Annotated in this window: 15 protein-coding genes; 10 read left to right on the forward strand and 5 right to left on the reverse strand. The window is 74.1% G+C overall.

The genetic code is table 11. The features are described 5' to 3' along the window. Window positions 1-149 precede the first annotated feature (149 nt). The 5 genes from HNR10_RS07415 to HNR10_RS07435 all read left to right on the forward strand — a co-directional run bounded on the left by HNR10_RS07415 (window position 150) and on the right by HNR10_RS07435 (window position 6,699). On the forward strand, window positions 150-863 hold the full coding sequence (locus tag HNR10_RS07415; RefSeq protein ID WP_179821924.1) for a metal-dependent hydrolase: 714 nt from the start codon (window positions 150-152) through the stop codon (window positions 861-863). A 34-nt stretch (window positions 864-897) separates the two neighbouring features. Beyond that, entirely contained in the window at window positions 898-1,557 is a 660-nt protein-coding gene (locus tag HNR10_RS07420; RefSeq protein WP_179821925.1) for an O-methyltransferase, read from the forward strand. Window positions 1,558-1,639: 82 nt separating this feature from the next. Then, window positions 1,640-2,785, forward strand: a complete 1,146-nt coding sequence (locus tag HNR10_RS07425) for an exonuclease SbcCD subunit D (RefSeq protein ID WP_179821927.1) — start codon at window positions 1,640-1,642, stop codon at window positions 2,783-2,785. Continuing rightward, window positions 2,785-5,874, forward strand: coding sequence for an AAA family ATPase (locus HNR10_RS07430; RefSeq protein WP_179821928.1), 3,090 nt, complete (start codon window positions 2,785-2,787; stop codon window positions 5,872-5,874). Before HNR10_RS07425 ends, HNR10_RS07430 begins: the two co-directional genes overlap by 1 nt. 396 nt (window positions 5,875-6,270) lie before the next feature. Beyond that, window positions 6,271-6,699 carry a hypothetical protein gene (locus HNR10_RS07435; RefSeq protein ID WP_179821930.1) on the forward strand — a complete coding sequence of 143 codons (429 nt, stop codon included), beginning with the start codon at window positions 6,271-6,273 and terminating at the stop codon, window positions 6,697-6,699. Window positions 6,700-6,853: 154 nt separating this feature from the next. Here the strand turns inward: HNR10_RS07435 and HNR10_RS07440 are convergent, their stop codons facing one another. Continuing rightward, window positions 6,854-8,965, reverse strand: coding sequence for a cytochrome c oxidase assembly protein (locus HNR10_RS07440; RefSeq protein WP_179821931.1), 2,112 nt, complete (start codon window positions 8,963-8,965; stop codon window positions 6,854-6,856). Between the two features lie 387 nt (window positions 8,966-9,352). Between HNR10_RS07440 and HNR10_RS07445 the strand changes: the two genes are divergently transcribed. Beyond that, window positions 9,353-10,582, forward strand: coding sequence for an amidohydrolase family protein (locus HNR10_RS07445; RefSeq protein ID WP_179821933.1), 1,230 nt, complete (start codon window positions 9,353-9,355; stop codon window positions 10,580-10,582). A gap of 157 nt (window positions 10,583-10,739) precedes the next feature. Then, window positions 10,740-11,861 (forward strand): alanine dehydrogenase, encoded by a 1,122-nt coding sequence (gene ald, locus HNR10_RS07450; protein WP_179821934.1) that lies wholly within the window; start codon window positions 10,740-10,742, stop codon window positions 11,859-11,861. 87 nt (window positions 11,862-11,948) lie between these two features. Here the strand turns inward: ald and HNR10_RS07455 are convergent, their stop codons facing one another. Beyond that, the gene (locus HNR10_RS07455) at window positions 11,949-12,962 is read right to left on the reverse strand and encodes a hypothetical protein (RefSeq protein ID WP_179821936.1); all 1,014 of its coding nucleotides are present in this window, start codon (window positions 12,960-12,962) and stop codon (window positions 11,949-11,951) included. Between the two features lie 93 nt (window positions 12,963-13,055). Between HNR10_RS07455 and HNR10_RS07460 the strand changes: the two genes are divergently transcribed. From HNR10_RS07460 to HNR10_RS07470, 3 genes are all read left to right on the forward strand, one after another. Then, a complete protein-coding gene (locus tag HNR10_RS07460) occupies window positions 13,056-13,664 on the forward strand; it encodes a TetR/AcrR family transcriptional regulator (protein ID WP_179821938.1) in 609 nt (202 codons plus the stop codon). Window positions 13,665-13,978: 314 nt separating this feature from the next. Further along, a complete protein-coding gene (locus tag HNR10_RS07465) occupies window positions 13,979-15,133 on the forward strand; it encodes an enolase C-terminal domain-like protein (RefSeq protein ID WP_179821940.1) in 1,155 nt (384 codons plus the stop codon). Between the two features lie 156 nt (window positions 15,134-15,289). Beyond that, window positions 15,290-15,748, forward strand: coding sequence for a MaoC family dehydratase (locus HNR10_RS07470; RefSeq protein WP_179821941.1), 459 nt, complete (start codon window positions 15,290-15,292; stop codon window positions 15,746-15,748). 10 nt (window positions 15,749-15,758) lie between these two features. Here HNR10_RS07470 and HNR10_RS07475 read toward each other — a convergent pair whose 3' ends face one another. From HNR10_RS07475 to HNR10_RS07485, 3 genes are all read right to left on the reverse strand, one after another. Then, on the reverse strand, window positions 15,759-17,792 hold the full coding sequence (locus HNR10_RS07475; protein ID WP_179821943.1) for a glycosyl transferase family 2: 2,034 nt from the start codon (window positions 17,790-17,792) through the stop codon (window positions 15,759-15,761). Between the two features lie 163 nt (window positions 17,793-17,955). Beyond that, entirely contained in the window at window positions 17,956-19,617 is a 1,662-nt protein-coding gene (locus HNR10_RS07480) for a glycosyltransferase (RefSeq protein WP_179821945.1), read from the reverse strand. After that, the gene (locus HNR10_RS07485; RefSeq protein WP_179821947.1) at window positions 19,614-21,620 is read right to left on the reverse strand and encodes a glycosyltransferase; all 2,007 of its coding nucleotides are present in this window, start codon (window positions 21,618-21,620) and stop codon (window positions 19,614-19,616) included. Before HNR10_RS07485 ends, HNR10_RS07480 begins: the two co-directional genes overlap by 4 nt. Window positions 21,621-21,719: the final 99 nt, after the last annotated feature.

Below are 21,719 nucleotides of genomic sequence, written 5' to 3' on the forward strand. Positions count from 1 at the left end.
AATGACCTACGGCCAGGTCCGTGACATCGCAACACATTCGCGTCCCCGCTCCGCGACGGCAGTGTTTCGTGTGCGCGAAGTGTCCGAAGTGTCCGTCCGTAACCCGCCCCGATTCGCGGCGGTTGCGATACTCCGCTACGGTTCCCGCCATGATGGGGCACTCGCACGCACTCACTGGCGTGGTCGGCTGGATGGCGGTCGTTCCGCTCGTTCAGGGAACGGAATTCCTCACGCTCAGTTTCGACCTGGGACCCGGTGAGATCATCGCCGGCTCGCTCGTGTGCGCGGGGGCGGCCCTGCTGCCCGACCTCGACCACAAGAGCGCCACGATCACCCGGACCTACGGCAAGGTCACCGAGGTGCTCAGCGACATCTTCGGTTGGGCCTTCGGCGGCCACCGCATGGGAACGCACTCGTTCTTCTTCGCGGCGCTGATGGGCACCCTGGTGACGCTGCTGGCCATGTGGTCGGAGCTGGCCGTGCAGATCTTCGTGTTCCTGCTCATCGGCATCGCGCTCCAGGGGCTCGGCTTCGGCCTGGACAAGAACAAGGCGGCGTCGGGCATCATCAACGCCATGGCCACGGGCGCGATCACGCTCGCGCTGTACTCGGCCGAGCTCAACTACACCTGGCTGGGCCTGGCGGTGGCCTTCGGCGTCATCCTGCACTTCTTCGGCGACATGATCACCAAGATGGGCGTGCCGATGTTCTGGCCCTTCTGGAAGAAGCGGATCGGGCAGGACAAGGGCTTCAAGACCAACGGCCCGGTCGAGCAGAAGGTGGTCACACCGCTGCTGACCATCGGCGTCGTACTGTTCTCCGTCTACCTCTTCGACTGGTCGACCCTGCTCCCGGAATACTGAGCATCGCCCGGGGCGCTGTCCTAGGCTGGTCCGCGTGACACGAACCTCGGAGAACCTCAGCCCGGAACTGCACTCCTACATCGTCGCCCACACCACGCCCGTCGACGACGTCCTCGCGGACCTGGTGGCGGAGACCGAGCGGCTCTTCCCGGACTACAAGGGCATGCAGATCGGCCCCGAACAGGGCGTCTTCACCACACTTCTGGCCCAGGCGTCCGGGGCCCGCGACGTCGTGGAGGTCGGTACCTTCACCGGCTACTCCTCCCTCTGCCTGGCGCGCGGCATCCCCGCCGACGGGACCCTGCTCGCCTGCGACGTCAGCGACGAGTGGACCTCGGTCGCCCGCCGCTACTGGAAGCGCGCGGGTGTGGACGGCAAGATCACGCTCAGGATCGGTCCGGCCCTGGACACGCTGCGGGCGCTGCCCCGCGAGCCCGCCTTCGACCTGGCCTTCGTGGACGCCGACAAGACCGGCTACGTCGACTACTGGGAGGAGCTGGTCCCCCGGATGCGCGCGGGCGGCCTCCTGCTGGCCGACAACACGCTCTCGCACGGACGCGTGGTGGAGCGCAGCGTCACGGCCGCGGCCGTCCAGGGGATCCGCGACTTCAACGACCACCTGGTCGCCGACGACCGCGTCACCCAGGTGCTGCTCCCGATCGGCGACGGACTGACCCTGGCCCGCAAGAACTGACGCGCCGCGGGCACACCGGAGTGGTCCACGGCGCAGTGGTTCTCTGCCCGCACCGCGCGCCACTTGGGTAGTGTCCAGTTCCATGCGCCTGCTGCACACCTCGGACTGGCACCTGGGTCGCTCCTTCCACCGGGAGAACCTCATCGACGCCCAGGCCGCCTTCCTCGACCACCTCGTCGACACCATCGCCGACCAGCGGATCGACGTGGTGGTCGTCTCCGGCGACCTCTACGACCGCGCGCTGCCGCCGGTGGACGCCGTCCGGCTGTTCGACACCGCGCTCGGCCGGATCCGCGCCACCGGCGCCCGCGCCGTCCTCATCAGCGGCAACCACGACTCCATGACCCGGATGTCGTTCGCCACCGGGCTCATCGACGCCTCCGGCGTGCACCTGCGCAGCTCCCTGGACGGCGTCGGCACGCCCGTCGTGATCGAGGACGCGCACGGCCCCGTCGCCTTCTACGGCATCCCCTACCTGGATCCGGAGATCGCCCGGCACCACTGGGACCTGCCCGAGCGCGGGCACACCGCCGCCCTCGGGCACGCCATGGACCTGGTCCGCGCGGACCTCGCCGAGCGGTCCGGCACCCGTTCGGTGGTGCTCTCGCACGCCTTCGTCACCGGCGGCGAGCCCTCCGACAGCGAACGCGACATCTCGGTGGGCGGCGCCTCCCACGTGTCGGCCGCGGTCTACGACGGCGTGGACTACGTCGCCCTGGGCCACCTGCACGGCCGCCAGACCATCACCCCGTCCGTGCGCTACCCCGGCAGCCCCCTGGCCTACTCCTTCTCCGAGGAGCACCACGTCAAGGGCTGCTGGATCGTCGACCTGGACGCCGACGGCCTGGCCGGCTGCGAGTTCCTCCCCGCACCCGTCCCGCGCCCGCTCGCCCGGATCCGGGGCCGGATCGAGGACCTGCTCACCAGACCCGAGTGGGAGGCCTACACCGGGCACTGGCTGGCGGTCACCCTCACCGACCCCCGCCGTCCCGCCCACCCCATGGACCGGCTGCGCGAACGCTTCCCGCACGCGCTGTTGCTGGAGTTCGACCCCGAGGGCGGCACCGAGCGCTCCCGCGCGGTGACCTCGCCGGTCGCCGACCGCAGCGAGCGCGAGGTGATCGGCGACTTCGTCGAGTGGGCGCGCGGCACCCCCGCCACACCCGAGGAGGAAGCGCTGGTGAACGCGGCGATCGAGCAGGTCCGACTGCACGAGGGGGCGCGCTGATGCGGCTGCACACCCTCACCGTGCAGGCCTTCGGGCCGTTCGCCGGCACCGAGCGCGTCGACTTCGACCGGCTCGGCGCCGGCGGCCTCTTCCTCGTCCACGGCCCCACCGGCGCGGGCAAGACCACCGTGCTGGACGCCGTGTGCTTCGCGCTCTACGGCTCCCTGCCCGGGGCGCGCGGCAAGGACCGCTCCCCCAAGAGCGACCACGCCCCGCTGGACCGCGTCCCCGAGGTCACCCTGGAGTGCACCGTGCGGGGGCGCCGGGTGCGGATCGAGCGCCGCCCCCGCTGGGAGCGGCCGAAGAAGCGCGGAACCGGCACCATCACGGAGAACGCCAAGGTGGTCGTGAGCGAGCGCGTCAACGGCCGCTGGGAGGGCGTCACCACCCGGCCGGACGAGGCCGGACAGTTCATCGGCGACCTCGTCGGCCTCACCATCGACCAGTTCTGCCAGATCGCCATGCTTCCCCAGGGCGACTTCGCCCGCTTCCTGCGCGCGAAGTCCGACGAGCGCCGCGAGTCCCTGGAGCGGATCTTCAACACCCGCGTGTTCCGGGACGTCGAGGACTGGTTCAAGGGGCACGCCAACCGGCTGCGCCGCGAGGTGGAGAGCGCCGACGACCGGGTGCGGTCCGTGGCCGGCCGGATCGCCGAGGTCGGCCGCTCCCCCGCGCCCGACCTGCCGGAGGAGCTGTCGGCGTGGGCGGCCGAACTCGCCTGCGTCACCGCCGCGACCGCCGCCGACGCCGAAGCGGTGGCGGCCGGGTTCACCGAGGCGCGCGCGTCGGCCCAGCGCGCACTGGCCGAGGGTCGCGAGGTCCGGTCCCGGCAGGAGCGGCTGGCCGCGGCCAGGGAGCGGCGCGACCGGCTCGCCGGGGCCGCGGAGGAGCGGGCCCGGATCGACGTCCTGTTGGCCGCGGCCGAGCGGGCCGAGGCCGTGCTGCCGTTCCTGCGGGCGCGCGACCACCGCCGCACCGAACTCGACAAGGCCGGGATCGCCGTGGCCGACCAGCTGTCCCTGGTCGCCGGGCTGGACGACGTCGGCCCCGGCGTCGACGCGGGCGGCGGCGCCGGGACGGGCACGGGCAGCGGCACGGGCGGCGCCGAGGTGGGTCCGGATACCGGCGGTGGCACGCCGGAGGAGCCGGACGGACCCGGGCGCGGACGCCCGCAGGCCCTGCTGCGCGCCGCCGAGCAGCGCAGGCGCGACGAACTCGCCCGGCTGGACCTGCTGCGGGCCGACGCCGAACGGCGAACCTCGCTGGGGCTGGCCATCACCCGCTTCACCGGGCGGCTGGCCGGTATCGAGGGCGAGCTGTCCCGCGTCCGCGCCCGCCTGGCCGACCTGCCCGCACGGATCGAGAGGGTCACCGGCGACCTGCGCCGGGCACGCGAACTGGGCGGTCAGACGGAGGCGGCCGAGGCCGCGCTGGCCGCCGCCGAACGGCGCCGGACGGCGGCCGTCGAGCACGAGCGCCTGGGCGGTGAGCTGGCGGCGGCCGAGGAGCGCCACCGCGCGGCCGTGGACGCGGCGCAGGACGCCCGTGACCGTGCCCTGGACCTGCGCGAGCGGCGGATCACCCAGATGGCGGCCGAGCTGGCCGCCGGCCTGGTCGACGGCGAGCCCTGCGCGGTCTGCGGCGCCGACCACCACCCGCGGCCGGCCCGCCCCTCCCAGGGCGGCCTGGTGACGGCGGACGAGGAGAAGGCCGCCCACGCCGCAGCCGACCGCGCGTGGGCGGCCCGTTCGGAGGCCGAGTCCGCGGTCGTGGCGCTGCGCGAGCGCCGCGCGGCCGCCGCCGACCTCGCCGAGGGGCGCACCGTCCCGGCCGCGAGGGAGGAGGCCCGGGACCTGCGCACCGCCCTGGACGAGGCGCGCGCCGCCGCCGGGGAGGCGCAGCGGCTGGAGGAGGCGCTGGACCAGCTCACCGCCGAGCTGGAGCGGGGCCGCTCCCGCGAGGCCGACCTGGCACGGGAGGAGTCGGAGGTGCGGGCCCACCGGGAGAACGCCGGCGGGGAGCACGAACGCCTGACCGCGCTGCTCGACCACGCCCGGGGCGACGATCCCGGGCTGGAGGAACGCATCGTGCGGCTCTCCGAGGAGGCCGACCTGCTGCGCGCGGCCACCGAGGCCGTCAACACCCGCGACCTGGCCGCGGAGGAGCTGCGCGCGGCCACCGCCGACGCGGAGTACCGCCGCGCCGAGTCCGGCTTCGACGACGAGTTCCAGGTGCGGGAGGCCGCGCTGGAGGAGCCGCGGCGGCGGGAGCTGCGTGAGCGGGCCCGGGCGCACGACGACGGCGTGGCCGCGGCCGAGGCGGTCCTGGCCGATCCGGAGCTGGCCGCCGCCGGGGCGGCCCCCGTACCCGACCTGGCCGCGGCGGAGGCGGTGGCCGAGCGCGCCGCAGCCGCGGCCGACCGCGCGGTGGCCTGGCGGAGCATGCTCCAGGAACGGGCGGACCGGCTCGCCGCGCTGCGCGGGGAACTGGAGGCGAGCCTCGCGGGCTGTGCGCCGGTCCTGCGCCGGTACGCGGTCGCCGAAGGGCTGCGCGGCCTGGCGGCGGGCACGTCGGCGGACAACACCGACAACGTGCGGCTGTCGGCCTACGTGCTGGCCGCGCGGCTGGAGCAGGTCGTGGCGGCGGCCAACGACCGGTTGCTGACCATGTCGGACGGCCGCTACGAGCTGCGGTACACGGTGGACAAGGCGGCCGGGGACGGCCGTGCCCGTTCGGCGGGCGGCCTGGGCATGCGGGTCGTGGACGCCTGGACGGGGGTGGAGCGCGACCCGGCGACGCTGTCGGGCGGCGAGACCTTCTTCAGCTCACTGGCGCTCGCGCTCGGGCTGGGCGACGTCGCCTCGGCCGAGGCGGGCGGGACCGACATCGACACCCTGTTCGTGGACGAGGGGTTCGGCACACTGGACGAGGACACCCTGGAGGAGGTCCTGGACGTGCTCGACCGGCTGCGCGACGGCGGCCGGGCCGTGGGCGTGGTGAGCCACGTCGCGGACCTGCGCCAGCGGGTGTCCACTCGGCTCAGGGTGGTCAAGGGCGCCTCCGGTTCGCGCCTGGAGCATGTCGGGTGAGGGGGTGTGTTCGGGGCGCTTCACGCTGGGGCCTTCGTCGTCGCTACTGCCTGGCTCCTTCGTCGCTGGCGGCAGAGACTCCTCCTGCAGGCACCAGCGCGCCCCTCACACCTGTGCTTTCTTGGGCCGCCGCTCGTGCCAACACCGTCGCCCACCACCACCCTCAACGGACGCCTCCGGCGCAGCCCTTCCTGCTTTGGCCCGGATCAACCCCCTGTGGTTCCGGTAGGTGGGACCGCTCACCTTCGACCCCCTGGTGGGTGGGGTCAATCCCCTGGTGGCGGAGCACAACCCCGGGTGGGTGGGACCAACGCCGGGTGGGGGAGATGGACGACCGGACGGGGTGCGGGTGGGCTTCGGCGACCCGGGTCGGGGGCGCGCCGGGGCGGTGGGAGAATGACCAGCGTGAATTCGCTGGTCAACATCGCCGTGTTCGGAATCGTGGGCGCCATCATGATGGCGGCCCTCATCGGTCTACTCCTCGTGCTCTCCGGGAGCGCGCGCGGGGTGACGCCCCCGGTACGGGTGGCGTTCGGGGTCGCCTCGGTGGTCCTGCTCGTGGCGCTGCCCTCGCTGGCCGCGGCGAACACCCTGGCCGGCGGCGGGAGCTTCTGGACGGCCTTCGCCGTCGCGAGCTGCGTGGTGGCGGTGGTCTACGCCGTGAACGTGGTGCTGCTGCCCGTCATCGCCCGCCGTCAGGCGGCGGCGACCGGAGGAGACGTTCCCGCCGGGCTGAGCCCGTCCCTGCCGGTCCTGGCCCTGGGCCTGGTGTTCTGCGTCGTGCTCGGCCTGGTGGGCGCCGGGGTGGCCGCGCTGGTGGCCTGAGCCGGGTCCCGACCCGGGGGCCGGTCCGTCGAGCGACGGACCGGCCCCCTTCGTATGGGCGGGGCGGGAGGACGACAGGGGTGTGCGAGCTGGGTGGGACGGAAGCGGCCACAGGGGTGCGCGAGCCGGACGGGGCGAGCGGCCCCGCTCCGGCTCAGCCGTCGGCGTCGGCGACCTTGTCCGCGGCCTCGTCCTTCGCCGGGAGTCCGCGCGAGCGGCGGTCCAGCTCGGCCAGGTAGGCGTTGTAGTCGTCCATGTCGGCGTCGTCGGACCCGTCGCGGCGGCTGTGGCGCTCGCGGCGCCGCTCCTCCTTCTCGTCGTCTCGCGACCACTGCACGACGAGCGCGAGCATGACCAGCACCGTCGGGATCTCACCGAGGGCCCACGCGATACCGCCGCCCTCGTACTGGTCCTCGGCCTGGCCCTCCAGCCACGGCACCTCGAACTGGTTGTAGAAGTCCATGGCGATCGGCGCGGACTGCATCATGATCGTGATGCCGAAGAAGGCGTGGAAGCCCATCGCCACCAGCAGCAGCAGGATGCGCAGCAGGAACGGGACCTTCCGCGGGGCGGGGTCCACACCCACGATGATCCAGTAGAAGAGGAACCCCGCGAGCAGGAAGTGCACGCCCATGAACAGGTGACCCAGGTGGTCGTTCATCAGGTTCGGGAACAGCGGCGTGAAGTACAGCGCGTAGGGGCTGATCACGAACAGCGGGGTGGCGACCCCGGGATGCGTCACGACCTTGGAGAAGCGGCTGTTGAGGAACAGGTTCAGCCACTCGCGCGGGCCCCGGTCGCCGCGCCGCCTGGCGGGCTTGAGCGCCCGCAGCGCCAGGGTGACGGGCGCGCCCAGCACCAGCAGGATCGGCACGAGCATGGACAGCACCATGTGCTGGATCATGTGCGTGGAGAACAGCACCATGGAGTAGGTCGCGAACCCGGTGAGCTGGACGGCCACGATCGTGAGCAGGCCCAGGGCGAAGGCGACCGTGCGGCCGACCGGCCAGGCGTCGCCGCGCCGCAGGAGCCGGGCCACGCCCGCGCCGTAGAGGCCGCCGCCGACCACCACGATCATGATGAAGAACAGGTCCGGACGCCACAGGGTCAGCAGCGTCTCCGGGCTCATGGGCGGCGGGACGGGGAAGCCCAGGATCGCGGCGGCCGGGTCGACCGTGCCCTCCAGGGGCGGCGGCGGTGCGGTGCGGCCCAGGCCGACCGACACACCGATCACGGCGGCCATCACCAGGATCTCCACGGCCGCGATCCGCAGGAACGCCCCGCGCCGGAACGACCGTCCCTCCTGGCCGGGCGGGGCGTTCTCGATCCGCCGCAGCGCGTGCTCGCGGTGCAGGTAGCCGAACGCGCCCAGGACCGTGAACAGCACGGCCTTGACGACGATGATGAGCCCGTACTCGGTGGCGAGCAGGTCGGCCGGCGAGGCGAGACGGGCCAGGGCGCTGGCCGCGCCGCTGACGGCCACACCGACGTAGGTCCACAGCGCCATCCGGCTGAAGCGGGCGACCGCGACGGGCGAGTCACGGCCGTCGCGCCGCACGGCGTGGTAGGTGACCGCGGCGAGCCCGCCGACCCACGCCGTGATCGCGATGACGTGCAGGGCCAGCCCGGTCACGGCCAGCTCGTGCGAGCCGGAGGAGGCCGAGTGCCCGGTCAGCCCCGGCGGAGTGACGGCGATCAGCCCGAGGACGAGGAGCCACAGCGCCCCGCTCGCCGTCACGACCGTGCGCCCGAACAGGGCGATCCCGGTGGTGATGAGGACGACGAACATCAGCGCGATGCCGGTGGAGACCGATCCGGCGTAGGCGGTGACCTCGTCGACGCTCACGCCGCCGAAGGGCCGCGCCAGGAACTCCGAGGCCTGGAAGTACATCGTGAACACCGCGGCGACGGCCCAGGCGAGCGCCGCCCAGGTGGCCGCGCGCACGTACTCGGTGGCCTGCTCGCTCAGGCGTCCGCGCTCGGAGGGGAGCAGGACGGCGGCGAGCAGCAGCAGTCCGACGGCCAGGACGGCGGAGGCGTCCATGACGACCTTGGACAGCGGCAGGCCCCAGCGCACCGCCTGCCCCGCGTCCGGCAGTCCGGGGATGAGGACGGGGAAGGCCGCCCCGCCCAGGACCAGGGTCAGGACGAGCGCCCCCAGGCACAGGGCCGCGGCGGCGCCCGCGATCACCGGTACACGACCGGTGCCGGGTGCTGCGTCGCGTTCCTGCGGGGAGGAAGTCGTGTTCTGTGCGGGAGGAGCCACTCGCCACTCCGTCGTCGAGGTCGGTCCGATGCTGGACGGCGTCCTCGGTCCACCCGCCGCTGGCCAGCTCCGTCCGGCGGGGGCCTCGCGCGGAGGAACACCGGAGCCCAGGTTAGACGGTGGTCCGCGGCCGTCTGACCCGGGTCGCTCCCCGGGCGGGTGCCGGGTGACGCGCCCGCCCGGCGCCCGGGCGGCACGTCCAGGGACGCGGCACCGATCCGTGTCACGGGAAGTGACGTTTCCCCGGTGTGGCCGGTCTTCGCGCGATACGCTCGGTGTCCGAGCCGGGATGGCGCCCCTCCCGTCTTCTCGCACCCGACGTCCGGACGCGGCCCTTCCCGCGGACCCCGGCCCTGCTTCTCGACGCGAGCGTTGGAGCCAACCGAGATGACCGAGTTCGACATTGTGGTCCGTTCCACGCGGGTGGTCGCGCCGGACGGGGTGCGGCCCGCGAGCGTGGCGGTCCGGGACGGCCGGATCGAGGCCGTGGACGCCTACGACGCGCCCCTGTCCGCCGCGGAGGAGACCGACCTCGGGGACGTGGCGCTCCTGCCGGGGGCGGTCGACCTGGACACCGGCGTCCACGCACCGGGCCAGGACCTGGCCGAGGCCTACCGGCGTGTGGGGCGGGCGGCACTGCGCGGCGGTGTGACCAGTGTCGTGGCCTCCCCAGCGCCCGCCCGCCCCGCCATCACGTGCGCCGACGCCCTGCACGTGCACCAGCGCGCGGCGGCCGGCCTGCCGGTGTCGTTGTACTTCCTGGGCGGTGTGACCCGCGGGACCGGACCGCTGGACCTGGCCGACCTCCAGGCGGCGGGCGCGGTGGCCTTCCGCGGGTCGCTCTCGGACGGGGGCGCCCCCGACATGGCCGCGCTGAGCGACGCGCGGCTGCGCAAGTCGATGGCCGAGATCGCGGCGCTGGACTCGGTCCTGCTCGTCCACGCCGAGGACGCCGAGGAGCTGGGCACACCGGCGGTGTCGGCGGAGCAGCGCCCGCCCCGGGCCGAGCGGCGCGGTCTGGAACGGGTGATCGCGGCGGCACGGGTGGTGGGCACGCGCACGCACGTGTGCCCGTTCTCCGCGGCGGAGTGCGCCGCCCTGCTCGCGGCGGCGGAGTCGATCGGGGTGGCGCTGTCCGCGCAGTCCTGCGCGCACTACCTGTGCCTTCCCGCCGAGGCGCTCGCCCCGGACTCCCCCGCGCACGGGTGCCGACCGCCGGTGCGCTCGGACGCCAACCGCAAGGCGCTGTGGAGCGCCCTGCTGTCGCCGGACTCGGCGATCAGCACGGTCGGGTCCGGGCATCTGCCCGCCAACGGGATCCACACCCTGGAGTGGAACCTGCCCGCGCTGTGGACGGCCGCCACGCGCCGCGGGCTGGGACTGGCCGACCTGGTGCGGTGGGCGTCGCGGACGCCGGCCGACCTGGTCGGTCTGACCGGCAAGGGCCGGATCGCGGTGGGCTGCGACGCGGACCTGGTGGCCTTCGACCCCCTGCGCAGACGGGTCGTCCCGGGGGATGATCCGAGCCCGTACGCGGGTAGGGAACTGACGGGCGGGGTGGGTCCTGTCTGGGCGATGGGCCGCCGCCCGCCCGGGGATCCGGACACCACCGCCTGAATCCGCTCGAACCGCGTGGCACTCGGTGTCACACCCCACACGACCTGCTTACATGCTGTCAACAAGGCGGCCGACGGCTATGCATGTTGGCGATGGCGCTGTGACGCCTTCCCAGGTCACAGTGGGGGTATCAACGGAGATACCAGTTGGAGGAACAGTGCGCATCGGCGTCCCCCGCGAGATCAAGAACCACGAGTACCGGGTGGCCATCACCCCGGCCGGAGTCCACGAGCTCGTCGGTCGCGGCCACGAGGTCTTCGTCGAACGTGACGCCGGCCTCGGCTCCTCCATCACCAACGAGGAGTACACGACCGCCGGGGCGACCATCCTCGACACGGCGGACGAGGTGTGGGCGACCGGTGACCTGATCCTCAAGGTGAAGGAGCCCATCCCCGCGGAGTACCACCGCATGCGCGAGGGCCAGACCCTCTTCACCTACCTGCACCTGGCCGCGTCCCGCGAGTGCACCGACGCGCTCCTGGAGCGCCGGGTGACCGGTATCGCCTACGAGACCGTGCAGCTGCCCGACGGCGCACTGCCGCTGCTGGCCCCGATGTCGGAGGTCGCCGGCCGGCTCGCCCCGCAGGTCGGCTCGGTGACCCTGCAGCGCCCCAACGGCGGGCGCGGCGTGCTGATGGGCGGCGTCCCGGGCGTGCGCCCGGCGCGCGTGACCGTGATCGGCGCCGGCGTGTCCGGCCTGAACGCGACGCAGATCGCGGTGGGCATGGGCGCCGACGTGACCGTGCTCGACCTCAACGTCAACAAGCTGCGGCACGTGGACGAGCTCTACCGCGGCCAGGTCAAGACCGTGGTGTCCAACGCCTTCGAGCTGGAGCTGTCGGTCCTGGAGTCGGACATGGTGATCGGCGCCGTGCTGGTGCCGGGAGCCAAGGCGCCCAAGCTGGTGTCCAACGAGCTGGTCTCGCGGATGCGCCCGGGCGCGGTGCTGGTCGACATCGCCATCGACCAGGGCGGCTGCTTCGAGGACTCGCGTCCCACCACCCACGACGACCCGACCTTCCAGGTGCACGACACGGTGTTCTACTGCGTGGCCAACATGCCCGGCGCCGTGCCGAACACCTCCACGCACGCCCTCACCAAGGACACCCTGCGCTACACCGTGGCCCTGGCGGAGAAGGGCTGGCGCCAGGCGCTGCGCGACGACGCCGCGCTGGCCGGCGGCCTGAACACCTTCGACGGCGCCGTGGTCTCCGCCCCGGTGGCCGAGGCCCACGGGCTCAAGCACCTGCCCCTGGACGAGGTCCTGGCCCAGGACTGATCCGGACCGGCCGGACGCGGAGGGGGTCGGGCTCGCACACGTGCGAGGCCGACCCCCTCCGGCCGTTCCGGCCGATCGGACGCGCGCTCAGCGGGCGACCGTGACGGGCGTCCGGGCTCCCGCGTCGTCGCCGGAGACCGCCGCCCGGCCGCGCACCGGCAGCGCGCACAGCACCAGGCCCACCGCCAGCCAGGCGCCCAGGGTGAGCAGGGCGGGCCCCGCTCCGGCCCCGTCGAACCACGCGACCGAGCGCAGCGCGCTGCCGGTGGCGCCCGGCTGCAGCCACTGGCCGAGGGTGCCGAGGCCGGTCGGCAGCATCTCCGGGGCCGAGGTCAGGCCCGACAGCGGATTGCCGAGCAGCATGACGACCGCGGCGCCCACCCCCAGGCCGGGCACGCCGGACACGTGGCGCAGCCCGAGCAGCACCGTGCCGATCGCGGCCGTTCCCAGGGCCAGCACCCCGGTGTTGAGCCAGTACGTCCCCTCCAGGGCGCCCAGGAGCCCCTGGAGCACCCCGGCCAGGACGAGCCCTGCGAGCAGGGCCAGCGCGAGCACGCCGACGAGCCGCCGCGCGCGGCCGCGCACCCGCTGGGAGATGATGACGGCTCCGGCCATGCCGCCGATCACCAGCGGCAGGACCACGGACGCCACGCCGGCGCCCTGGGGATCGTCGTCGGGCGTGGGAGCCAGGTCGGTCACCGGCCACGGGCCGCCGGCCTCGGCGGGCACGGCGGCGCCGATCCCGGTGAGCAGCCGGGCCACCGCGGGGCTCGCGGCGGAGGCGACCAGCACCTCGCCGCCGTCCGGGCCCACGACGAGGGCGCCGTAGACCTCCCGGTCGGCCACGAGTTCCTCGGCGGCGGCACGGTCGGCGGCCTCGGTGACGTCGAAGGCCTCGTCGCCGGCCTGCTCGGCGAGGGACCGGGTGATCTGGTCGGCCGCCTCGGGCGGCGCGGCCACGGCGACCGGCAGGTCGCGCGGCTCCTGGTTGACGGCCGGCCACGCGAAGGCGGTCAGGAGTACGCCGACGAGGGCGGCCAGGGCGACGACCAGACCGGCCAGGGCGCACCAGGACGTCGTCGTCTCGCTCGGTGCGGACACGGTGGGCCTCCTAAAAACGAATGTTCCTTCTTTTTATGGTCGGCCCACCCGCGCCGCGGTGTCAAGAACGAAGATTCGTTTTACAGTGGCGCCATGCCGAAGATCACCGATGAACGCCGCGAGGAGCGCCGCCTGCAGATCGTGCACGCGGCCATGAGGTGCGTGGCCGCGCAGGGATTCCACAAGACGACCATGGCCGATGTGATCCGCGAGTCCGGAATGTCCGCCGGAGCGGTCTACGGGTACTTCCGCAACAAGGAGGACCTGATCATCGCGATCGCCGACAAGGCGATGAGCCTGGCCGACCGGACCATCGGGGAACTCCTCGAGACCGACCCCCTGCCGACCCTGTCCGCGATGGTCGAGCACATCACCACCGCGATCACCGGCTTCCAGCAGGGCGAACAGGGCGACATCACCCGTGTCGCGGTCGTGGTCTGGGCCGAGGCCATCCGCGACGAATCCGTCCGCGCGCTGGTGACCGCCCGCTTCCAGGTGATCCGCGGCCGCTACGCCGAACTCGTCCGCGCGCAGCAGCGCGCCGGTCGGCTCGACCCCGCCGAGGACCCCGAACTCGTGGCCCGGGCGCTGTTCGGGCTCATGCCGGGCTTCGTCCTGCAGCGCCTGCTCATGGGCGACCTCGACCCCGAGACCTACGCCCGCGCCGTCCGGGGCCTCCAGCGCATCTCCGACACCCCCTGACCCACCCGGGGCGGAGGCCGGCCCTGGTACAGCGACCGGGCCGATCGCACCGACGCCATCGAAGCGATCGGCCCTTCGGGTCGAACACTCTCCGACCGTGGCCACCGAAGGCGACGACGTCGTCCTCGTGGCAGGCCCCGAGCCGTGCCGCCTCCCGCCTGCTTCCGGCTCCGACCGGGCCTTCCACGTGGTGTTCGCCGCACCGACGGGGTGGTCGGCCCGGTCCGACGCGGGTACCGTCGAAGGGACAGCCCGCGCCGCGGACGCCCGTCCGACCGAGCTCCGGGACACCGCAGACACCGAGGTGGGACAGCGTGGCACCACACACTGGATCGGCGACGGCCACACGCATCGTCGAGCTGGAGCTGATCGGGCTGCGGGACTCGGCCGCAGGCCGGGGCGCCGGCGGCGGCCCGGCCCTGGTGCGCGTGGCCGACGGCGACGGTGTCAGCGGCTGGGGCGAGATCCCCTGGGCCGGCCCCGCGCGGTGGGAGGCCCTCACCAGGTCCTTCGCCCCCGCCCTGCTCGACCACGCCTGGCTGCGGCCCACCGAGGCCGGTGAGGCCTGGGCCGACCTGCCCTGGGACCCCGCCGTGGCCGGCGCCCTGGACACCGCCTGCTGGGACCTGTGGAGCCGCCAGCGGGGCACGCCGCTGGCCCATGCCCTGGGCGGTGAGCGCACCGCGCTGACCGCCGGGGTGACCCTGGCCCGCCAGGTGACGCTGGAGTCCGTCGTCACCGAGGTGAACCGGCAGGTCGGTGCGGGGTTCCGTCGCATCCGCCTGGAGATCGAACCCGGCTGGGACGCCGACGTGGTCCGCGCCGTGCAGGGCAGCTTCCCCTTCCTCGTCCTCCAGGCGGACGCGGGCGGCCGCTACACCGAGTCCACCGCCGACCTGGACTCCCTGCGCGCGCTCGACGGTGTGGGCCTGGTGGCGATCGAGGACCCCTTCGACCCCGACGACCTGGCCGCCTACACGCGCCTGTCGGGCGAACTGCGCACCCCGGTGGCGCTGCACCGGTCGCTGACGTCCGTGGCGGACCTGGGCGCGGCCATCCGCGCCGAGGCCGGGAGCGCGGTGAACGTCGACCCGGCGCGCCTGGGCGGCCTGACGGAGGCCCGCCGCGCGGTGGACCGGGCCGTCGACGCGGGGTGGACCGTCTGGTGCGGGTCCTCGGCGCGTACCGGCGTCGGCCGCGCGGCCACCGTGGCCCTGGCCTCGCTGGCCGGGGCCTCACTACCGGTCGAGGTCCCCGGAGCCGGGAGCCGCGGCCGGGACCTGGTCGTCCCCCCGGTGCGCGCGCACGAGGGCGTGGTCCCGGTCCCGCTGACCGAGAGCGGCCTGGGACACGGCGTCGACCGCGCCGCGGTGGCCGACCACACGGCCCGCGCGGTGGTCGTGGACGCCGACGGCCTGCGCGAACTCCCCACCCGCCGCACCCGCGGGCGACGCGCCCAGGGGCGCTGACCCCTCCGCACGCGCGCCACCCGAGCCCGATCCGCCGTCCCGCGCCGCCGCCGCGGCCCCGACGCACTGTGCGGGCCCTGGCCCTGCGAAACCGAACAGTGTTAGGTAGAGTGGCCGCACCGTCCGGCCCCCATCCCGGACCCGACGAACGGAGACATGGTGCGCGTATTCGCCGACATCCAGGAACTGACCGCGGCCCAGGGCGAGACCCTCGGCCCCACCGACTGGGTCCGGATCGACCAGACCCGCATCGACACGTTCGCCGACGCCACCGGCGACCACCAGTGGATCCACATCGACCGCGAGAAGGCCGCCGCCGGCCCCTTCGGGACGACGATCGCCCACGGCTACCTGTCGCTGTCCATGCTGGCCTTCTTCTCGCCGCAGCTGCTCACCGTCACCAAGCGCCCGGCCATGACCGTCAACTACGGCCTCAACAAGGTCCGCTTCCTCCAGCCGGTCACGGTCGACTCGCGGATCCGCGACACCGCCGTGCTCTCCGAGGTCAAGGAGACCCCCAAGGGCACACTGCTGACCGTCTCGCACACCGTGGAGATCGAGGGCCAGGAGCGCCCCGCCCTGGTCGCCGACTCCCTCGGCCTCTGGGTCGCCTGACCGGCCCGGCTCACGCCTGCCCGCCGACGGGGGCCGCGTCCCGGTCCCGGCGGCCGAACGGGACCGGCTCGCCCTCCAGGATCGCGCTCGGCCGCCAGCCCGGCCACTGATCGACGCGCTTGCCGATGAAGTAGGACAGGTCCTCGTTCCACGTGTGCCCGTCCCCCGCGCGGCGCAGGACGTAGCCGAGACCGTGCGCCGAATGGATCCGGCCCCCGTTGTGCAGCAGGGCGGTCATCAGCTGGGTGTCGATCGCCCGGGGCAGCGGCCGGAACCCGCCGACCTCCTCCCACACGCCCCGGTCGAACATCAGCGTGCCCCCGGAGACGAACCGGATCGGCAGTTCGCTCTGCTTGCCGCGCCGCACGGTGAGGTCGAGCTCCTCCAGGTAGACGAAGTCCTGCACGTTGCCGACCAGGTCGGCTCCGGAGTAGGTGCGCGCCAGGAGCAGGTCGGCCAGGTGGTCGGGGCCGTACCAGTCGTCGTCGTCCCACTTGGACACCAGGTGGCCCGACACCCGGTCGACCGTGTCGTTGAGCACCGCGCCGAACACCCGGTCGGCGTCGGCCTCGTGCACGGTCAGCGGCAGGCCGGTCGCGGTGAACTCCCGGACGGCGGCGGCCACCTCCGGCAGGTCGGCGGGGAACCCGTGCAGGGTCAGGACCACTTCGAGCCGGACACCGCGCTGGCGGGCGATCTGGGCGAGTGCGAACCCGACCATCTCCGGCCGCCGCGTGCACAGGATCACCGACACCCGGGGCTCGGGCGCCACCGGGACACCCGTGTGCGCGGCCAGCGCCTGCCAGCGGGCGCGCTGGCCGTGGGTGCGCAGGGCCGCGCGCCGCAGCCGCACGCTGTACTCCTCCCGGCGCAGCGGGTCGTCCAACTCGGCCTCCTCCGCCCCGGCCAGCAGGTCGACCAGTGTGTCCCCCAGCCCGGCGGCCCAGCCCGGCACCGGGCCGCTCAGCAGCGGCACACCGCCCGCGGCCAGCGACGCCACCGCACGGACCGTCGAGACCGGTCCGCCGTGCCCCTCCCATCGAACGCGGATGCCGCGCAGGTCGCGCACCCGCTCCAGGGCGACGTCGGTGACGGTGCCGTCGGCGGCGACCTCGGCCAGGACCCGGCCGTCCGCGACGACCACCGTGCGCCCGTCCACTGCGGTGAGGTCGGCGACCGGGCCCGTCACCCGGGTCCGGAACCCGACCGGGTTGACGGTCCGCTCGTCGATGGGCGGCACCTCCAGCGCGGGGTCGCTCCCGCTGATCCGCAGGGCCGGAGCGGGCACCGCGTCGGCGGGCGCGCCGTCCAGGTCCCACACGTCGGCCCCGCTCGCGCGCCGGTCCGCCACCGGGATGTCCGGGTCGTCCCAGTCGGGCAGCGCCGACCCGTCGTCGGTGCGCAGCACCAGGTCCACCGCCGGGACCGCCTTGAGCCGGGGCGCGGGGCCCGCGGCCGGGGCCCAGAGCGCCCCCGGGTCCCCCGCGCGCCACGTCGCGGACTCGGCTCCGTACAGGGCGGCGAGCGGCCGCGGGGCCGGCACCGGGCGCCGCCCGCCGGTGCCCTCGAAGACCCCGGCGACCACGGGGGCCACCGCGGTGCCGGCGGGGAAGAAGAACTCGCAGATCCACCCGTGCTTGCCGAGCCGGCGGGTGCGCTGCTCCAGCAGACCCCGCCACTCCCCCAGGCCGGGCGCGGAGGGCACCGGCGGGCGGCTGTGCCCAGGCGTGTCCGTCACGGCGACGAGGATGTGCGCGGCCGCGGGGAAGCCCGTCAGGACCGTGGCGGCCCGGCGCAGGTCGGTGTAGGTGGCGGCCAGCACGACGCACAGCGCGACCGAGCCGCCCGTGCCGTGCCCGCGTACGCCTGGCACGGTCAGCGGCTCGCCCACAGGATGGGTGTCGAGGTCCACGAGGCGGTCGTGCGGTCGCAGGCGCAGGCGGTCGAGGGCGCCCAGCGTCCGGTTGGCGATACCGGCACGGCACAGCACGGCGGGTTCGTCACCGCGCGTACGCAGGGCCTGGCGAAGGACGTTGGTGATCATCGGTGACCTCGAAGGGTTGACTACACGGCGCGAGCGCCCCGTCGGACAGGGAATGTCCGGACTCAGCGTAACCAGGCCACTTGCCCTAAGTGTCCATTTGGTTGCGTGTCGTCACAAACGGGAGACTCGCGCCGTGCTCATCCGAGGCCGTCGGCGCCGATCCTCAGCGGGCGATCTTGCGCAGCGCGCGGCGTGCCAAGCCCGGGGTGAACCAGCGCAGCTTGCGCTCGGCCCGCTTGGCCCGTCCCCGCATCCGCTCGACCTCCGCCAGCGCGCGGTCCAGCTCACGGCGCAGCGCCTGGGGGCTCTTGGTCTCCACGCCCTCCTCGCCCTCCTCCGGCACCACGCAGTCGTTCCCGGGCATCCAGTACGTCCCGTAGACCTCCTCCACGGCACGGTCGAGCTGCTTCCCCTCGGCCCCGGGCTCCAGGTGGCGCGCCCGCGCGAAGGCCGCCCTGCGCTCCAGGCGCAGGACTCCGTCGTCGGCGCGCGCCGCCCCGGGCAGGGGCGCGCACACCAGTCCGGCCTTGTTCTTGTCGGCGGCCCCGATCAGGTCGGCCACGAGGGTGGAGACCGGCGCGGTCCCCACGGGCACGCGCAGCACGAAGGGCACCTGGGGGTCCGCGGACGGGGCCTCCTCCACGAACCGGACCCGGGCGTCGCCCCGGAAGGTCTCCTTGATCAGCCGCAGGTCCAGGAGCTCCTCGTCCAGCGGCGCGCGGCGACCGTCGTCGAGCCCGCCCCACGCGCCCACCATCCACACCCGGATGTCGGGGGTGGTGCCGCCGAGCAGCGCCGCGGCGGTGGTGTCCACCTCCTCCAGGGTCGCCCCCGCCACGTCCAGCACGACGTCGGCGTAGGGCACGTCCCACACCCGGTCGGGGCGCCTGCGCCGCAGGTGGAAGTCGGGCACGCGGTTGGACACGTACGGGGCCCGGTACCGCATGCCCGCCTCGCGCCTGGTCTGCATCTGGGTGCGGCCCAGGTGCCAGCTGCTGGTGTCCAGGTCCGGGATGAACACCGCGCCCTGCTGGGAGACCCGGTAGGCGAACTCGGAGTCGCCGCCCAGGATCAGCTCGCCGTCCAGGCCGCCCGCCGCCTCCAGGAGGGAGCGGTGCAGGGATCCGGTGGCGCCGATGAAGACCTTGTAGGCCAGGCGGTCGGCGGAGCGCAGTCCGTCGCGTTTGGCGATGTGGTCCTCGACCCAGTGCCGGTCGGCGCTCTCCCGGTCGAAGAGGGCGTCCGCGCGGCCCTGGGCGACCTCGTCGCGTACGTACTCGGGTGTCATGGCCTCGGGGTCGAAGTCCACGAACAGCTTGTGCCCCATGGCCACCCCGTAGTCGACGAGGTGGTGCCAGCGCATCTGCGACTCCACGTGCTCGCGGTAGACGAGCATGTCGGCGTCCAGCCTCAGGACGACCTGGCCGGAGGACGCGGCCACACCGCAGTTGACCGCGTGCGCCGACCCCCACCCGCCGGGCGCGGAGGTGATCAGCCGCGTGTTCTCGGGACGCACCTCGGGCAGGGCGAGCGGCTCGGGTGAGCCGTCGTCGACCACCACCACCTCGGTCAGGTGCGCTGGGTAGCTCTGCGCGGCCAGCGAGGCCAGGACCAGGGCGAGCTTCTCGGGCTGCCCGTGGGCCGGGATCACGACGCTGACCGACAGGGTCGGTGTCCATTCGCCCAGGGGCGGCGGATCCAGCGGTGAGTAGTCGTTGCGCGTCAGTCGCGGCTGTTCGGTGTAGTCCGACTCGCCCCGTGCCAGGGCTTCCGCTGAGCGCGGATCGTCTGCGGCCGGCCCCCGGCCGGTGTCCAAGGTGGTCAACGGAGTCCCCCCGTGTACTCGGTGACGTGCTGGCCCAGCGGCGCCGGCTCCCCCTCCAGGAGGGTGCTCGGGCACCAGCCGGACCACTGTCGCGTGTGGTCGTGCAGGAAGAAGGACATGTCCTCGGACCAGGTGTGGCCGCCGCCGGTGCGGCGGAGCACGTACCCGAGTCCGTGGGCGCGGTAGATGCGTCCTCCGCCACGGATGACGGCGATGAGGAGCTGGGTGTCGATGGCGCGCGGCAGCGGCCGGAAGCCCCCGACCTCCTCCAGGACCGCTCGGTCGGTGAGGATGGTGCCCCCGGCGATGAACCGGGTGGACGCCTCGGACCTGCGGCTGCGCCAGAGGGTCAGGTCGACCTCCTGGAGGTAGACGAAGTCCTGGCCGACGCCGACGAGCTCGCCGCCCGAGTAGGCGCGGGCCAGGACGAGGTCGGCCAGGTGCTCCGGGCCGTACCAGTCGTCGTCGTCCCACTTGGCGACGAGGTCACCGGCGGTGCGGCTCACGGCGTCGTTGAGGACCGTGCCGAAGATCTGGTCCGCGTCGGCCTCGTGGACGGTCAGCGGCACGCCCGTGGCGCCGAAGTCGGCGATGGCGGAGGCGACCTCGGGCAGGTCCGCCGGGAAGCCGTGGAGGGACAGCACCACCTCGACGGACACTCCGCGCTGGCGGGCGATCTGGGCGAGCGCGAACCCGACCATCTCCGGGCGGCGGGTGCACAGGATCACCGACACCGTCGGCTCCGGCGGGAGGGGGACGCCCGCCCGGGCGCCCAGCGCCCGCCAGCGGGCCCGGTGGCCATGGGTGCGCAGGGCCGCGCGGCGCAGGCGCACGCTGTACTCCTCACGCCGCAGGGGATCGGCCACGTCGGCCTCCTCCGCCCCGGTGATGAGATCGGTCAGGGCCTGTCCCAGTCCGCCGGCCCAGGCGGGCACCGGGCCGCTCAGCAGCGGCACACCGCCCGCGGCCAGGGACGCCACGGCGCGGACGGCGGCACTGGGCCCGGTGTGCCCGGACCAGTCGACGCGGACGCCTCCCAGGTGCCGCAGGCGGGCGAGGTCGACGTCGGTGACCGTCCCGTCCGCCGCGACCGTGACGAGGTCCTTCTTCCCTTCGCGGACCACGGCGTGCGGTCCGTGGACCGTCAGGTCGGCCAGTCTCCCCCCGGCCACACGGGAGAACCCGGTGGGGTTGACGGTGAGCTCGTCGATCGGTGCGACGGCGTGGACGCGTTCGTCGACGGGTGCCGTGTCCGCCCCGCTGACCTCGCGGGCGCGGGCGGTGGCGCCGGTGATGGCGGTCCAGGAGTCGGCCGACGTGGTGCCGCGGTCCAGCGCGGGCACGGCCGTGTCCGCCCACTCCGGCGCCCGGACCGCGCCCACGCGCAGCGCGAGGTCGCCCACGGGCGTGACCCGGCGCAGCGGAACGGGTCCGGCGGCCTCGATGCCGTGCACCCCGGTGTCGCCGGGCCGCCACAGGGCGCCCTCGTGCCCGCTGAGAACGGCCATCGGGGCGACGGCGGGGCCGCGCCGGCGGCCCCGCGTGCCGTGCATGACCGCGTCGAGCACCTCGGCGGCCTCGACGGCGTTGGGGAAGAACAGTTCACAGAGCCATCCGCGCCGACCGACGCGCCGGACCCGGACCTCCTGCACGTCCCGCCACTGCCCCATGCCCGGGGCGGCGGGGATCGGCGGCTCCTGCAGCCCCGTGGTGTCGACCAGGGCGACGACCACGTGCACGGCGCGTGGCAGGTGGACGGCCGTCGTGACGGCGCGGTGCAGATCGGTCGTGGTGGCGGCGACCACCGCGACCAGACCCGCCTCCTGCTCCCCCAGGACGGATTCGCCCATGGGGTGCGTGTCCAGGTCCACGAGGCGGTCGGCGGGCCCTAGCGGCAGGCGTTCGAGCGGGACGCGCGCGCTCTCGGGCGCGCCCGTGTGGCAGAGCACGGCGGGTTCCCGGCCCCGCGTGCGCAGGGCGTTGCGGACTGCGGTGGTGATCATCTGGCGACCTCGGGTGTGTGGACGGTGCGGCCGGAACCGCGTGGCCGGGGGCCGGACGGTGGGCTGTGGAATGTGGAATGTGGGCTGCGGAATGTGGGC

Source organism: Nocardiopsis aegyptia (genome assembly GCF_013410755.1).
GTDB lineage: Bacteria > Actinomycetota > Actinomycetes > Streptosporangiales > Streptosporangiaceae > Nocardiopsis > Nocardiopsis aegyptia.